General features: G+C 77.5%; 8 protein-coding genes and 2 pseudogenes. 8 read left to right on the top strand and 2 right to left on the bottom strand.

Annotated elements, in window-relative coordinates; genetic code table 11:
• Nucleotides 1-162: 162 nt before the first annotated feature.
• The 8 genes and pseudogenes from ACMA1D_RS15315 to ACMA1D_RS15280 form a co-directional block, all read left to right on the top strand.
• Nucleotides 163-1,140: pseudogene (locus ACMA1D_RS15315) on the top strand (sugar transferase); the annotation flags it as partial.
• A 218-nt stretch (nt 1,141-1,358) separates the two neighbouring features.
• Nucleotides 1,359-2,960, top strand: a complete 1,602-nt coding sequence (locus ACMA1D_RS15310; RefSeq protein WP_414724506.1) for an O-antigen ligase family protein — start codon at nt 1,359-1,361, stop codon at nt 2,958-2,960.
• Between the two features lie 1,019 nt (nt 2,961-3,979).
• Nucleotides 3,980-5,887, top strand: a complete 1,908-nt coding sequence (locus ACMA1D_RS15305) for a lipid II flippase MurJ (protein ID WP_414724505.1) — start codon at nt 3,980-3,982, stop codon at nt 5,885-5,887.
• Nucleotides 5,877-7,256, top strand: a complete 1,380-nt coding sequence (locus ACMA1D_RS15300; protein WP_414724504.1) for a polysaccharide deacetylase family protein — start codon at nt 5,877-5,879, stop codon at nt 7,254-7,256. The genes ACMA1D_RS15305 and ACMA1D_RS15300 overlap by 11 nt, the downstream gene beginning before the upstream one ends.
• Nucleotides 7,253-8,011, top strand: a pseudogene (locus ACMA1D_RS15295) (glycosyltransferase); the annotation flags it as partial. The gene ACMA1D_RS15300 and the pseudogene ACMA1D_RS15295, both read left to right, overlap by 4 nt.
• A gap of 438 nt (nt 8,012-8,449) precedes the next feature.
• Nucleotides 8,450-9,178, top strand: coding sequence for a glycosyltransferase (locus tag ACMA1D_RS15290; protein WP_414724542.1), 729 nt, complete (start codon nt 8,450-8,452; stop codon nt 9,176-9,178).
• Between the two features lie 8 nt (nt 9,179-9,186).
• Entirely contained in the window at nt 9,187-10,749 is a 1,563-nt protein-coding gene (locus tag ACMA1D_RS15285) for a hypothetical protein (protein WP_414724503.1), read from the top strand.
• Nucleotides 10,746-12,032, top strand: a complete 1,287-nt coding sequence (locus tag ACMA1D_RS15280; protein WP_414724502.1) for a GNAT family N-acetyltransferase — start codon at nt 10,746-10,748, stop codon at nt 12,030-12,032. The genes ACMA1D_RS15285 and ACMA1D_RS15280 overlap by 4 nt, the downstream gene beginning before the upstream one ends.
• Before the next feature lie 25 nt (nt 12,033-12,057).
• Here the strand turns inward: ACMA1D_RS15280 and ACMA1D_RS15275 are convergent, their stop codons facing one another.
• Entirely contained in the window at nt 12,058-13,281 is a 1,224-nt protein-coding gene (locus tag ACMA1D_RS15275; protein WP_414724501.1) for a glycoside hydrolase family 26 protein, read from the bottom strand.
• A 348-nt stretch (nt 13,282-13,629) separates the two neighbouring features.
• Nucleotides 13,630-15,738 carry a GTP-binding protein gene (locus ACMA1D_RS15270; RefSeq protein ID WP_414724500.1) on the bottom strand — a complete coding sequence of 703 codons (2,109 nt, stop codon included), beginning with the start codon at nt 15,736-15,738 and terminating at the stop codon, nt 13,630-13,632.
• Nucleotides 15,739-15,764: the final 26 nt, after the last annotated feature.

Below are 15,764 nucleotides of genomic sequence, written 5' to 3'. Positions count from 1 at the left end.
CGCCCGGTCGCCCTGGTGGACCCGGGCCCCGACGGCACCCCGACCGCGGCGGGCCCGCCCCCACCCCCCGCGCCGTCCGCACCGGTGGCCGCCATCCCGGGCCCGCAGTCCACACCTCCGGCCCCGCCCCCTCCGTCTCCCTCTCCGGCCAAGGCAACGGCCCCGACCGCGTCCGCGACGCTGACCGCCCCACCGGCGCAGCCCGTACCGCCCGTACAGCCCATCCCGGGCCCCACGCCGGCCACCGACCCGGGCGAAACGGCGCCCCAGTCGCCCCAGCCGACCCCGCCGGTGCCTCCGGCGTTGCCGGTGCTCGCCGGGCCCGAGGCGGTCCGCCGGGCCATCGCCCAGTACGGGATCAGGGCCGCCGTGCTCACCAGCGCCCCGTGGGCGGATCGGCGGGTCGCGGCCCTCCTCGGCCCGCTGCGCGAACAGCGCTGCACCGTATGGCTGGTGACCGGGGACCGGGAGTCGGCCGCGGCCCGCGAACTGGTCCAGGGCCCGGTCCCCGACCACCTCTGGGGCTTCGCCTGCCGGCGGCTCGCCCCACCGCCCCGGCACCGGCTGGCCGCCGCCGGCAAACGGGCGCTCGACGTGTGCGCCGCAGCCCTCGGCCTGATCGCGGTCGCACCGGTGCTGGCGGCCTGCGCCCTCGCGGTGCGCTGCGCCGACGGCCCCGGGGTGCTCTTCCGCCAGGAACGGGTGGGGCGCGACGGCCGACCGTTCGTGGTGCTCAAGTTCCGTACGCTGCGCAGCGACGCGTACGAGTCGGCGACGCGCTGGAGCGTCGCCGACGACCGGCGGATGAGCGCCGTGGGCCGCTGGCTGCGCCGCACCTCGCTCGACGAACTGCCGCAACTGTGGAACGTGCTGCGCGGTGACATGAGCCTGGTCGGGCCGCGACCCGAACGGCCCTATTTTGTACGGGAGTTCAGTCAGCGCTATCCCGGCTACCGGGCCCGGCACCGGATGCCCGTGGGCATCACGGGGCTGGCCCAGGTGCACGGGTTGCGCGGGGACACCTCCATCGAGGACCGGGTGCGGTTCGACAACCACTACATCGAGACCTGGTCGCTCTGGCAGGACGTACGCATCCTGCTCCGCACGGCGGGCTCGCTGTTCCGGTGCGGGGGGAGTTGAGGGTGGGCGCCCCGTCCCCGCCGGCTCCGCACCCGCCGGCCCCCGGCCCCGTGCCGCCTGTGCTGACCACACCATCCGTACCGTCCACGACACTCGTGCCGCCTGTGCCGTCCGTGACACCCGTACGGGAGGGGGACGCAGGGCCGGGAGCGGGCCGGGGCGCCGCGGGACCGGGCGGTGCGCGGTGCGGTGGTCGGCCGGGGGCCGGGCTGCGCGCCGTGCCCTGGCACTTGCTGCCCGCGCTCGCCACCGTGCTGCTGCTGTGCCTGCCGGGCCAGCGGGGCGAGGTCGGCGGCGGCCCGCACGTCACACCGGCCGACGTCGCGTCCGCCGGCCTCGTCGCGTACTGCGCCGTCCGCCTGCTGCGGGACCGCGCCCGGCCGCTCACCCGTACCGCGGCCCTGCTGTTCGGCGCGCCCGCGCTGGCCGTCGCCGTCGCGACCGTGACGGCCGCCGACCCGGCCGCCGCCCTGGCCGGCTACGCCCGCACCATCCAGGTCTTCGTCCTGGTACCGCTCGCCGTGCTGCTCCTGCTGCGCTCCCGGCGCGACTTCCACTGGGTGGCCGGCGCGCTGGTGCTGCTCGCGCTGGTGCAGGGCGCGGTGGGCGTCCGGCAGTACGCCACCGGCACCGGCGCCTCGTACGCCGGCCGCGACGTGCGGGCCGTGGGCACCTTCGGCCCGCTGGACGTGATGGCGATGGCGACCACCGTCGGCTACGGCGTGGTGATCGCCCTCGCCATCGGCCTCGCCCTGCCGGCGACCCGCACCGGCGCCCGCTGGCCGCGCCGCGCCGCACTGGGCTGCGCGGTGGTGCTCCTGGTGCCGCTGGCGCTGTCGTTCAGCCGGGGCGCCTGGATCGCCACGGCCTGCGCGGGCACGGTGGTGCTCTGCCTGTACGGGGTGCGCAGGGCCGTGCGCGTACTGGCCGCGCTGGTGGCCCTCGCGGTGCTGCTGGTCTGCGGTACGGGGGTGGGGTCGGGGCTGATGGCCGAGCGGTTCGACAGCATCACCCGGGTCTCGGCCGCGCCGGACCGCTCCGTCACCGACCGGTACGGGCTGTGGGCGGCGGCCACCGACATCTGGCGCGACCGCCCGGCGACCGGCGTCGGTCCCAAGGGGTTCGCGGCGCACCGCGACGGCCACGCCTCGGTGGGCCTGTCGGCGGCCAGCGACACCGCCGGCGCAGGCCACGCCTTCGAACGCGAGCCGCTGCTCTCGCCGCACAACATGTACCTGCTGGTCCTGTGCGAACAGGGCCTGCTCGGCGCGCTCGCCCTGCTGGGCTGCTGGGCGGCGCTGCTGGTGTGCGCGCTGCGGCGCGTCTTCGACCTGCGCCGCGGGAGTCGCGCCGGCCCGCGCCGGGCGTGTTGCTGCGACTCGCCTCGGGCGTGCTGTTCCGGCTCGCGCCGGGTGTGCGACGGGGCGGTGCGGGGGAGGGGGCCGGGCGCCGGGCCGGGGGGCACCGGGCCGGGGGTGTTGGGCTGCGGCGCGGCGGCCGTCGGCCTGCTGGTCTGGCAGGCCGTCGACTTCCTGTACGCGGACGTCGGCGGCCCGACGACCGTACTGACCTCGGTGGCGCTTGGCCTCGCGGCCTGGTGGGCGCTCTCCCCGGCCGCGGCGGCGGCTGCGCTCCCGGCCACGTCCCGGCCGTCCTCGCCCGCACGTCCGTATCTGCTGCCGTCGCCGGCGCCCCCGCCCCCGGCAACCGGCCGCGCCGACGGGTCGACCGCACCGGCAGCGGCCCACCCGTACGCCCCACCCACGCGCCGCGTGACACCGGACCGGGAGCGGATCGCCCCTGCGGAGGCACACCCATGAGCGATACGACGCCACCTGCGGAACGGCACGACCGGGCGCCGCAACCACCGCCGGGCCGCCCCGGTCCGCAGCCCCGATCCCGACCGGCCACCCAGCCGGCGCCGGCCAGTCGGCCGGAGCGAGGCGCCGAGCCGGCGCCGGTGACTGCGGCAGGGCGGGCCACCGGGCCCGCGCAGGTCCCCCGGCCGGGCGCGGCGCCTGGGCTCGGCGCGTCCGCGGCGCAGGGCGATGCCGCCGCCGTACCGGGCGCCGCCCCGCCCAGCGCCGCGGGGCCGGTGGGTCGTGCCGCCGCGTACCCGCACGACGTACTCCTCCCCGGCCCCGCCGCCACGGAGTTCACGCCCGCCTCGGCGGCGTTCCGGGTGGACGCCCCCCACCCGGCCCTGCCCAGTGCCCCCACGACGCCGATCACCACGCGGGACGAGCTGGTACCGGAGGAGGCGCCCGCGGCACCGGAGCCCGCGCCCCCGCGGACCCCGTCTGCCGCGTCCGGCGCCTCCGGCACACCTGCCGGCCCGCCCCCGGCGTGGGGGCCGCGGCCGGTGCGGGAGTACGGGCCGGTGCGGGAGTACGGGCCGGCATCGGTGCCGGTCTCGCAGCCGCAGCCGGTTGCGGAGTCGGAGCCGGCAAGTCCCGCCGGCCAGTGGGCTGCGGTCGCGTCGTCGCCGGTCGCCGAGGAGCCTCCAACCGGGCCACTGTCCCCGTACGAGCCGCAGCCCAGGGCCGAACTCTGCACGGCCGCGCCCCTCAGGGCCGAACCTCCTACGGCCGAACCCCTCCCGGCCGGGGTGCCGGCGGATTCCCCCGTAGACCCACTGACGGAGCCGCCCCCCGAGACGGCGGCCCGAGCGGGGCGAACCACGCCGACGGGACGAACCACACCGGCGGAGCCGACGGAGCCGACGGTGCCGGCGGACCTGACCGTACCGAGGCAACAGCCCCCGTCGGCGGAGCAGCCCCCACCGACGCCGCAACCCGCGCCGAGGGCGGCGCAACGGCCGCGGGGGGCCGAGCGATTCGTGGCACGGGCGGCGGCGGTGACCGCCGTGCTCACCGTTTGCGGGGCGCTGCTCGGCCTCGTACGCGACCAGACCATCGCCCGTCTCTTCGGCGCCAACGGGGCCACCGACGCCTTCCTCGTCGCCTGGACGGTGCCCGAGATCGCGGCGACCTTGCTGATCGAGGACGCCATGGCCCTGGTGCTGATCCCGGCGTTCAGCCTGGCGCTGTCCCGGCGCCGCGCGTCGACTCCAGGCCCCGCGGCGGGCCCACGGCCCCGGCCGGGCGCCGAACCCGCACCCGCCACCCACCCCGAACCGGACACCCGTGGCCGCGGTCGGCGACCAACCCGGCAACCTCAAGAGGTAGACCCCGTAAGGGAGTTGGTCATCAGCACCGCCCCGTGGATGGGGGCGGTGCTCGCCTGTGCGGCGCTGCTGCTCGTCGTGGTCGCCCCGTGGTGGGTGGAACTGTTGGCGCCCGGGCTCGCGGATCCCGCGCTCGCCGTGGACTGCACCCGGCTCACCGCGCTGACCCTCCTGACCTTCGGGGCCGCCGGCTATCTGAGCGCCGCCCTCCGCGCGCACCGCAGCTTCGTACCGCCGGCGGCGATCTACGTCGCGTACAACCTGGCCATCGTCGGCACCGTGCTCACGATCGGCGACGGGTGGGGCGTGCGGGCGGCGGCGCTCGGGGTCGCCCTCGGCAGCGTGCTGATGATCCTGGTGCAGCTCCCGGCGTTCGCCCACCGGGTGATCGGCTGGCCCCGCCCGCATCTGCCCCGGCTCCGCCGGCGGCGGCCCGCCGGCGCCGAGACCGACGTCAGCACCGAGGCCGGCGCCAGCACCGAGACCGGCACGGACCCTCGCACCCCCGCCGGCGCCCGCTCGGCCAGCGCCGACCCCGCCAGCGCCCACCCCACCAGCACCACCTCCACCTCCAGCGGCGCCGACCCCGCCCACGCTCGGCCCGCCGGGGCCGCGCCGGTGTCGCTCGGGCTCGCGTTGCTCGTACCGGTCGCGCTGTTCACCCTCGCCCGGCAGGCCCAGGTGTTGGTGGAACGGTTCGCCGCCTCGTCCCTGGCGCCCGGCGCCATCTCCCACCTCAACTACGCGCAGAAGATCGCCCAGGTGCCGATGGTGCTCTCGCTGATGCTCTGCACCGTCACGTTCCCGCTGGTCGCCCGGGCCATGGCGGACGGCGAACGGGACCGGGCCAGGCGCCGGGTGGAGCGCGACCTGTCGCTGGCCGGTCTGGTCGTCCTGCTCGGCGCCGGATACGTCGTCGGGTACGCGCCCCAGCTCGTGGAACTCCTCTTCCAGCGCGGCGAGTTCGACGCCGCAGACACCGCGGTCACCGCCTCGGTCATGCGCGTGTACGCCATCGGGCTGCTTGGCCACAGCCTCACCGGCGCCCTGGTCCGGCCGTTCTTCTCGGCGGCCCGCCCCACCTGGTACCCCGCCCTCGCGATGCTCGGCGGGCTGCTGCTCACCCTGGTGGTGGGCCTGGGCACGGTGCGGCCCTGGGGCGTGTACGGGATCGCGCTCGGCAATGCGCTGGGGATCACCGCGACCGCGGTGCTGCTGCTGCGCGGGCTGAGCAGCCGGATGATCCCGCTGGACGTACGGGGCATGGGCGGCGGCCTCGCCAGGTTGGCGGGCGCCGCCGCGGTCGCCAGTGCCGCCGGCGCCATCGCCGCCCGGCTGACGCCCGACCCGCTCACCGCCGCGGCGCTCGGCCTGCTGGTGGTGCCCGCGGTCTTCGCCGCCGCGGCCGTCGCCCTGCACGCCCCCGAGGTGCCCGACCTCATCGCCACGGCCCGGGCGGCGGCGCGCCGCACCCGCCGCGCCCGCCCCGCGCCCCCCACTCCACCAGCCCACGACGCCGCACCCCGCCCGTCCCGCCGAAGGAACCCGCATGTCGACTGACCCGCACCGCGCCCCCACCCCGGCCGACCCGGGCCACCGGGCCGGCGACGCCCACCCCGCCGCCGGCGCGCGCCCCGCCCCACCGCACACCTGCGCACCGGCCACCCCCGGGGCCGGGGCCGCCGGCACCCCGTGGGCAGCCGCGGACGACCAGTTCGCCGGCGGGTACGCGCAGGCCGCGCGCCAGGGCGGGCCGGAAGCCGGGGCCGAAGCCGGGGCCGGGGCCTGGACCCGGGCCGAGTCCGGGGCCGATCCCGAAGCCGGAGCCGCAACCGCGGCCGACGCCCGGCCCGGGGCGCCCGCCCGTACGTGGCTCCCGACGGCACCCGGCGCCGGTCGCCGTGACGGGGATGACGAGAGCGGTGGTGAGAGCGAAGGCAACGGCCAGCGGGGCCGCGGAGGCCAGCGGGAACGCGGAGGCCAGCGGGGCCGCGAAGGCCAGCGGGAAGGCGCAAGCAAGAGCGCCGAGTCCTCCCCCCGTCCGGCCCCCCGCACCCCAGCCGTGCCCTGGCTCCTCATGTACCACTCGGTCAGCCACGAACCCGACGACCCGTACCGCGTCACCGTCAGCCCCGGCCGGCTGCGCCGCCAACTCGGCTGGCTGCTCGACCGCGGGCTGCGCGGCGTCAGCGTGGCGGAGCTGCTCCGGGCGCGCGCCGCCGGCGAGGCGGCCGACCTGGTCGGACTCACCTTCGACGACGGGTACGCCGACTTCGTCGACCACGCCCTCCCGCTGCTGCGCGAACACGGCTGTACGGCAACCGTGTTCGCGCTGCCCGGCCGCATCGGGCAGTACAACGCCTGGGACCCGCTCGGCCCCCGCAAGCCGCTGCTCACCGAGGACGGCCTGCGCGCCGCGGCCGACGCCGGCATGGAGATCGGCTCGCACGGCCTGCTGCACCACCGGCTGCCGGCCGCCGACTCGCACACGCTCCGCCGGGAGACCGCGTACAGCCGCACCGCCTTGCAAGAGATCACCGGCCAGCGGGTGGGCGGCTTCTGCTACCCGTACGGGGCGGTGGACCGGCGCGCCGTCAGCGCGGTCCGCGCCGCAGGGTACGACTACGCCTGCGCCATCGACCCCGGCCCGCTGACCGGCCCGTACGCGCTGCCCCGGGTGCACATCGGCGAGAGCGACACGGCCTGGCGCCTCGCGGCCAAACGGCTGCTGCTGCCGCTGCGCCGCCGCACCCCGTTCCCCGCGCCCAAGGGCGAACGCCCCGCCCCGGCGACCGGAACCGAGCCGGCGACCGGAACCGTCCCGGCGGCCGGCCCCGTCCCGCTGACCGGAACCGTCCCGGCGGCCGGGCGCCCCCACGCAGCCGGAAGCAACGGCGCTCCGGCCCCGACGGCGGAGGCCGTCCGATGAGGACGCTGCACATCATCACCGGCCTGCGCGCCGGCGGTGCGGAGCAGCAACTACGGCTGCTGCTCCGCGAGTTGCCGGTACACAGCGATGTGATCGCGCTCACCGACGCACACGCGGTCGCCCGTGGCCTGCGCGCGGACGGCGTCCGCGTCCTGGACCTCGGCATGCGCGGCAACCGTGACCTGTCCGCCCTGCCGCGCCTGACCCGACTGATCCGCGCCGGCCGCTACGACCTGGTCCACACCCACCTCTACCGCGCCTGCGTGTACGGGCGGACCGCCGCCCGACTGGCCGGCGTGCGCACCGTCGTGGCCACCGAACACTCCCTCGGCCACACCCACATCGAGGGACGTCCACTGACCGCAGGGACCCGGGCCCTGTACCTGGCGACCGAGCGCCTGGGCGCCGCCACCGTCGCCGTCTCCGGCACCATCGCGGACCGGCTGCGCGACTGGGGCGTGCCGCCCGAGCGGGTACACGTGGTGCCCAACGGCATCGACGCGGCCGGCTTCCGCTTCGACCCGACCGCCCGGGCCGCCACCCGCGCCCGGCTCGGCATCCCGCCCCTGGCGTACGTGGCCGGGGGAGTGGGCCGGCTGGTCCCGGGCAAACGGTTCGACACGGCGGTACGCGCCGTGGCCGCCCTGCCGGACGTCCACCTGCTCCTCGTCGGCGACGGCCCGGAACGCCCCGCGCTGCGGCGCCTGGCGCAGACGCTCGGTGTGGCCGACCGGGTCCATCTGATCGGCGAATGCGAGGGGATTGCCGCCCCGGACGCCGAGCCGGCCCCGCCCACTGCCCCGGTGCTCCCACCGGCCGCGTCGGAGCGACCCCCCACCACGCCGGACCGCCCCCCGGCCGCGCCCGCCCCCTCCACCGCCCGTACGGCACCGTGCCGCACCGGCGCCCCCTCCGCCGCTGCCCGTACGAGCTCGCCCACGGCCGGCGACGACGGGGCGGCCTCGGCCACGTCCGACGCGGGGGCGGCGGGCCGGGCCGGGACCGCGGGCCGGGCAGCCGATGCGGGGGCAGCGGGTCAGGCGGGTCAGGCGGGTCAGGCGGGTCAGAGAGGGGAAGCGGACCAGACGGCCCACGCGGGCGGCGGGACGGGGGACGCGTACGGCGCGGCCGGTGCCCGCCGCACCTCCCCGGGCCCTGGCCAGCTCCTCGGCGTACCGGAGCTGCTGGCCGCGATGGACATCTGTGTCGCGCCCTCCACCGAGGAGGCGTTCGGGCTCGCCGTCGTCGAGGCCCTCGCCGCCGGCCTGCCCGTACTCCACGTCACCTGCCCCGCCATCGACGAACTGCCCCAGAGCGAAGCGCCCGGCGCGCACCGGATCGGCCCCGGTGCGCCCGAACTCACCGCAGCCCTACGCGCCCACGCCGCACGGGGCGCCGAGCGGTTGCCGGTGCCGCCCGCGGTCCACCGGTACGCCATCACCCGTACCGCAGGTCAACTCATGGACCTCTACGCCGAGTTGTACGCCACCGAAGGTCGCGCCGACCGCGCCGGGAAACCCCGCCGCCTCCGCCGCGGCGACCGCTTCGACGCGCCGACCGGCACCGCACCCCACAGGCCGGCAGGGGCCCCCGCCGCCGCGCCCCCGTGTCCCGTCGGCTCGGTGCCGGGCGCCCCGGCCGCCGCCCCGTGTGCTGCCGGCCCGTCGCAGCCCGCCCCCGTAGCTGGCGGTGTCGACCCGCGGCCGGTACGGGCCCCTGCCCCCGCACCCCCGCGCCCCGGCGAACCACTCCCGCCCGCTTCCGCGGCCAACCGCGCCAACCGCCGGCCGGGCGTGGCCGACGGCCCGCCACCCCGCGCGGCCGGGCGTCCGGCGCCACGTACCCCGGGGGCGGAGGGCGCCACCGCAGCGCAACCGCGCCGCCCTGCGCGCCCGTACGCCCGCAAGAACGCGAAGAGGTGAGCACTCCCATGCCCAAGACCACCAACGCCCGCCCGGACCGCACCCCCACGCCGCCAGGCGCCACCGTCACCCCCGAGGACGCGAGCCAGCCCCCGGCCGGGCCCACCGCCGCCGCCCCCGTCCCACCCCCGGCGTCAGCCGCACCAGCACCAGCCGCCCCCCGACGCCCCGGCGCGACCACCCGTCGGCAGCGCAAGCCGCGCACCACCGCCACCGCCGCCACCCCCGGCGGGGCCAAGGTTCCGAACGCCGCGACGGGCGTTAAGGCCCACACCACCGCCCGCCACGAACCCGAGCACGACTCGCCGCCCGACCACCCGGACGACTCCGACGACCCGGAGCCCAGCCACCGCGAACCCGGGCACAGCGAGTCACGCACCGTGGAACAGTGCAGCGACAAATCGACATGGAGGCCGGCCCCCCTCGCCCCCACCTCCCGGGCGAACCTCCCCACGGCGGCCTCCCTGCTGGCCGCCGACGCCACGCTGACCCTCACCGTGCCGAACCCGCCAGCCACTCCCGGCGCCCCTCCCCCCGCCACGTCCGAGCCCCCGCAGGCCACCCCTCGTACCGGCCCCGGCCAGCGACCCTCCGCCCGGCACTCGCGTACGGTCGAACTTCCGCTCAAAACAAGGGAGTTCAAGGAGAACGTCGCGCCCGACCGCACCGCGCCGGCGCCCACGGACACCACACCGGCCCCCACACGGAACACGCCCAAGCCTCCCCACCCCGGCCGTGGGCACTCCGGTCACACCAGTCACACCGAGTACGCCCCGCTCCCCGTCGCCCCGGAGCACACCAGCCACACCGATCCCGAAGCCGCACCGGAAACGCAGGCCCGCACCACCCGCACCCCTCGCCCCCGGGGCCCGCTGTGGCGCGCTGCGCGGGCGCGGCTGCCCGGGTGGTGGCCGGTGGTGTTCGGCGCGGCGCTCGGCCTCGGGGGTGGCGCGGCGTACGGGCTGCTCGCCACCCCCGAGTACACCGCCACCAGCTATGTGGTCGCCGTGCCGGCGGACGGTACGGACCCGGCGACGGCGCTCGGCTTCGCCCAGGCGTACGGTCGGATCACCACCGGCGGTGCCGTGCTGAGCGCGGCCCAGCGCACCACCGGGACACCGGTGGACGACCTGCGGGCGAGCGTGCGCACCGCGACCTCGCCCGACGCCCCGATGATCGAGGTAACGGGCGCCGACGCGCGCCCCGCCCGCGCCGCGACCACCGCCAACGCCGTCGCCCGCGCGCTGGCCGAACACGCCAACCGCTCGGCCCGGAACACCGGCGTCCGGCTCACGGTCTTCGCCCCCGCCGTGCCCCCGACCGCCCCGACCTCACCTTCGCTCCCGCTCTCCCTCGCCGTCGGCGGCTGCGCCGGCGGCCTGCTCGGCGCACTGGCCCTCCTGGCACGCCCCGCCGCCGGCGGAACCCCGGTCACCGGCGCGATCCCGGCCGCCGGCGGGACCTTGGCCCCTGGTGGGGCCCCCGCCCCCGTGCCCCCGCTCGCCCCCGCCCCGGCACCCGGCAGTACGGCCACCCCCGGCCGTCGCCCCGCAGTGGAGGCACCCCGATGACCACCCACCAGGCCCGCACCACCCCGGCCCCCGCCGACCGCAGGACCCCCGCGCAGCCCCCCGGGCCCGACGCCGCGCAGCCCCCCGCCCCCGAACGCCTCACCACCACCATCTGCCGCGACCCGCGGCACTTCGCGGCGCTCGCCGGGGCGTGGGACGACCTGTACCGGCGCTGCTCCGCGGCCACGCCCTTCCAGACCCACGCCTGGCTCCACTCGTGGTGGCTCTCCTACGGGCACCCCCACCGACTCCGCCTGGTGCTCGTCCACCGGAACACCCCACCCGACACCGACACCCCGCCAGCCCCCACGCAAGACACCCCCACCGAACGCCCACTGGTCGCCGTCGCCCCACTGCTCCTCGGCTACCGCCCCTTCCCCACCCTGCTACCGCTCGGCCTCGACATCTCCGACTTCTGCGACGTACTCATCGCCGACGACTGCCCGCAGGCCGCCGACGCCCTCGCCGCCGGGCTGAGCCGGCTGGCCCGTACCGCGCTCATCGACCTCCGCGAGGTGCGCCCCGGCGCGGCCGTCGAAACGGTGGTCGGGCGCTGGCGCGGGCCGGTGCGCCGGCGCGCCGACTCGATCTGTCTCGAACTGCCCGCGCGCCCCATGGACGACCTGCTCCGCAGGCTCTCCGGCGCCAGCGCCCGCAACGCCCGCCGCAAGCTGCGCCGGGTGGACGCACTCGGCGTCACCCACCACGCCGTCCCCGCCGACCAGGTGCCGGCGGCCGTCGCCACCATGCTCGACCTGCACCGCCAGCAGTGGCAGGGCCGCGGCGTCACCCCCGAGCACCTCAGGCCGCGCTTCGCCGCCCATCTCGCCCGCGCCACCCGGCAGTTGGTGCGCACCGGCGACGCGGTCCTGAGCGAGTACCGGATCGGCGACGACGTCCTGGTCAGCGAGGTCACCCTGCTCTCCCGCCAGTTCGCGGGCGGCTACCTCTACGGCGCGCACCCCGAGGCCCGCCGCAAGATCGACATCGCCACCATGCTGCTGCGCCAGGACGCCACCCGCGCCACCGCGACCGGCCGCAGCGTGCTCAGCCTGCTGCGCGGCGACGAACCGTACAAACGGCACTGGCGGCCCCGGCAGGTCGTCAACCAACGGTTCCTGCTCGGCCGCCGTCACCTCGCCCCCGCCCTGTGGCTGCGCGCCGGCCACCTCGCCCTGCGCGCCGCACTCGCCGAGACCACCCGCACCCGCCTCCCGGCCCTCCGCGCCTGGCGCACCCACCTCCGCAACCACCGCAACCACAGCGCCCCCACCCGCCCCTGACCCCGACTCTCCCCGCCACCGGCCGCTACTTCTCCCCTCCCGCCGGGCGGTCCGCCGCCGGCCGTCCGGAGGTCGTCGCCGGCCCCGGGTACGACGGGGCGGCGCGCCCGGCGGCCTCGGCCGCCGCGTCGGCCGAGGCCGCCAACACCTCCCGGAACACCTCGGCGGACCGCGGACTGCGCTCGCACTCCCACACCCCGTGCGGGCAGTAGTCGGTGATCGTCTGGTAGACGGGCGGGTGCTGCGCCATCCACGCCAACATGCCGCGTACGAAATCCGGGTTGTCGCCGTTGCGGAACAGCCCCCACTCCGGGTACGAGACGGGCTTGCCGTGCGCCGCCGCGAACTCCACCTGGTGGCGCAGCCCGTACGGCTGGTTCACGTAGTCCGCGAACTCCTCGCCCGGCGGCTGGTCGTAGCTGTCCATGCCGATGATGTCCACCACGTCGTCGCCCGGGTAGCAGGTCGTCCATCCGATGGCGTCCTCGCCGCGGCTCGGCGCGAAGTCGAAGCGGAACCGCTGCCCCGGCACCGCCCGCATGGTCGTCACGATGCGCCGCCAGTACGTGCGCCACGCCCGCGGATCGGGGGCGCACCGGCCGGTGTACGTCAGGCCGTTCATCTCCCAGCCGAGCACGAGGACCGTGTCGGGGGCGCCGAGCCGTACCAGCCGCTCGCCCAGCGTCCTGAAGTGCCGGTCGAACTCCCCGCCCGCGCCCCGCCGCAGCAGCCCGCGCACCTCGCGGTCCGACACGCCCGCCTCGTTGCGCTCCAGCATCGGCACGTTCAGCACCAGCAGCCGCGCCGGATCGGCCCGCCGCCAGGTGGTCCAGGCCCGCAGGAACTCCGGCCGGCCCTCGATGTTGGACCACAGGTCACCGGGGAGATAGGTGTGGCCGACGCGCAGCGGCGGGCCGTCCAGCCACTGCTGAAATTCAGTCATCCGCCGTAGCGCATCGGGCCCCGAGCCGAGGAAGGCCCCCATCGGCGCCGCCGCACCCGAGGCCACCTCGGGCACCGGCGCGGCGTGCGGGCCCGGGGTCCGACCGGGCGGCGCGGGGGAGGGCTCGGGGGGTGCGGGGGCGGGCGCCGGGCCGTGCTGTGCCGCCCCCGCCGGCGACGGCCGGACCCCACCGCCGGCCCCACCGCCCCCGCCGTCGGTCGCCAGGCCGAGCCCGGCCCACGCGAGGGCGGCACTGACCGCGGCCACCCCGACCGCCCGGACCGCCCTGCGACCTCGGCTGACCATGACCGCTCCCTCCGCCCCACACCCGCGGGGACACCCAGCTTGCTGCGCCGAGGCTGAGGTATTCCACGCCCCCACACCCCACAAAACCTCCGCCGCCCCCGCACCACCGGCCCGCCGACCGCGCCCCGGCGCGTACCGCGACCCCGCCGCGGCACGGGCCCGGGCGAGCGGGAACACGGGCCCCCGCCGTACGCGCCCCACGCCTGCGCGGCCGGTGCCGTGGGACCGCTGTGACCCCACCCGTCACAAGGGACGCGGGACTCCCGCCCCCGCCCCGGGCGCCAACCACCAGCCCCGACCACCGCCGGTCACCAGCCACCGCCACCGATCACCGGCCGTCGGCCCCGCCTACCGCTCGCCCAGCGCCAACCACCGCAAGTACTCCGCCCGGTCCAGCGGATTGCCGTCCGTGCGCTCGCACCGCGGCACCGGGCCGCTGACCGGCCCGTCGCCCGACGGGCGCGACCACCACACGCCCTCACCACCCGTCAGCCCCGGCAACTGCCGCTGCACCGCGTCCACCTGCCGCGCGGCCACCGCGCCCCGTACGCACCACGGCCGTCCCACCCCACCGGGCGCCGCCCCGGGCCCCGCAGCCCCCGCCGCCCCGATGAGGTCCGCCGCCCCGGCCGGACCCGACTCCGCGACCTCCGCCCCCACCGCCCCGAGCACCGCGAGCGCGGCGGGCAGGTCGGCCTGCGGCACCTCCAACTCATAGGCGTGGTACGGCTCGTAGACCCGGGTCCCGGCGGCCTTCAGCGCTGCCATCAGCACCAGCGGCGTCAACCTGCGGAAGTCGGTGCCGGTGCTCATCACACTGTTGAAACCACTCCGGTGGAGCGTCACCACGCAATCGGTGACCGGCCACCCGTACACCCCCTGCGCCAACGTCTCCCGCACCGTCGACTCGATCGCCCGGTGGAAGGCCAGCGGCAGCGAGCCGAGTTCCACGCCGAGCCGGTAGACCACGCCCGAACCCGGCTCACCCGGCTCGACCCGCAGCCCGATCGAGGCCCAGAACAGCGTCTCCGCCCGGTCGCCCATCCCCTCGTACGCCTCCGCCCGCCCCACCGGCCGTTCCAGGCACCGCACCCGGCTCGGCTCGAACGCGGCCTCGATGCCGAAGTCGCGGCTGAGCGTCGCCGCGATGACCTCCTTCTGGACCTCCCCGTACAGCAGCACCGCCGTCCCCCGGCCCGGCACCGTACGCGCCCCGATCAGCGGGTCCTGGTCGGCCAGCGCGGTGAGCGCGGCGTGCAGCCGCGGCGCCTGGGCCGGCGTGCGCGGCACGACGACCGACTCCAGGCCGGGCGGCGGGAAGGGCCGGGCGCCCACCGGCGGCACGCTGCCGCCCGCGTCGGCCGGATCACCGAGCAGGTCACCCACCCGCGCGGCGGCAAGCCCCCACACCCGCGCGATGTCCCCGCCGGCCATGGACGGCTGCCCGACGGCCGCCCCCGGCCCGCCGGAGCTCGCCGCGAGGCCGCCGGCCGGCCGGGCCCCGACGGGCCTGACCACCTCCAACGCCGTGATCCGCGCCACCTGTTCGGTGACCGTGCCGTTGGCCGCGCGCCGGTAGAGCCCCACCCGCTGGCTGCGCCGCAGCGCGCCCGAGCGGATGCGCACGTAACACACCTTCGCCCCGCCAGCCGTGCGTTCGACGGCGAAGACCGTGCCGCGCACCGCTCCGTCCCCGGCCCGCTCGCCCGGCGTCGGCAGCAGTCCGACGACGCCGTCCACCAGCGCGGCCACGCCCTCGCCGGTCAGCGCGGAGCCGAAGTAGAGCGGGTGCACGAGGCCGGCCGCGGTCTGCGCGCGCAGCGCCGCCCGCAACTCGCCGGGCGTCGGCACCCCGGGGCGTTCGACCCACCGGGCGAGCAGCCCCTCGTCGTGTTCGGCGAGCACCCCGGCGAACTCCGCGGCCACCGCGGGCGCATCCCACGCCCGCGGCCGGGTGGTGGCGCGCCGCGTCCCCACGTCCAGGACGTCGTTGACCGCAAGCACCTGCGGGGACAGCGTCTGCCGGAGGCGCGCGAGCAGCGTGGCGTCCTGAGCGCCGGTACGGTCGATCTTGTTGACGAACAGCAGCGTCGGCAGCCCCAGCGCGCGCAACGTCTTCATCAGCACACGGGTCTGCGGCTGGACGCCCTCGACGGCGGAGACGACGAGCACCGCCCCGTCGAGCACGGCGAGCGCCCGCTCCACCTCGGCGATGAAGTCCGGGTGCCCGGGGGTGTCGATCACGTTGACCTGGCGGTCACCGACCAGGAACGGCGCGACCGCCGTCCGCACGGTGATGCCGCGCTGCCGCTCGATGTCGCCGCTGTCGGTCTGCGTGTCGCCGGCGTCCACGCTGCCGAGCCGGTCGATGCTGCCCGCGTCGAACAGCAGCCGCTCGGTCAGGCTGGTCTTCCCTGCGTCAACGTGGGCCAGAATGCCGATGTTCACAGTGGTCATGGGTGGCGAAGTCCTCGGAAACACTC

Origin of the sequence: Streptomyces sp. 796.1 (assembly GCF_047525675.1) — a bacterium.
Lineage (GTDB): Bacteria > Actinomycetota > Actinomycetes > Streptomycetales > Streptomycetaceae > Streptomyces.
The sequence above is the reverse complement of the archived record's forward strand: the minus strand, read 5'-3'. Positions and strand labels throughout refer to the sequence as shown.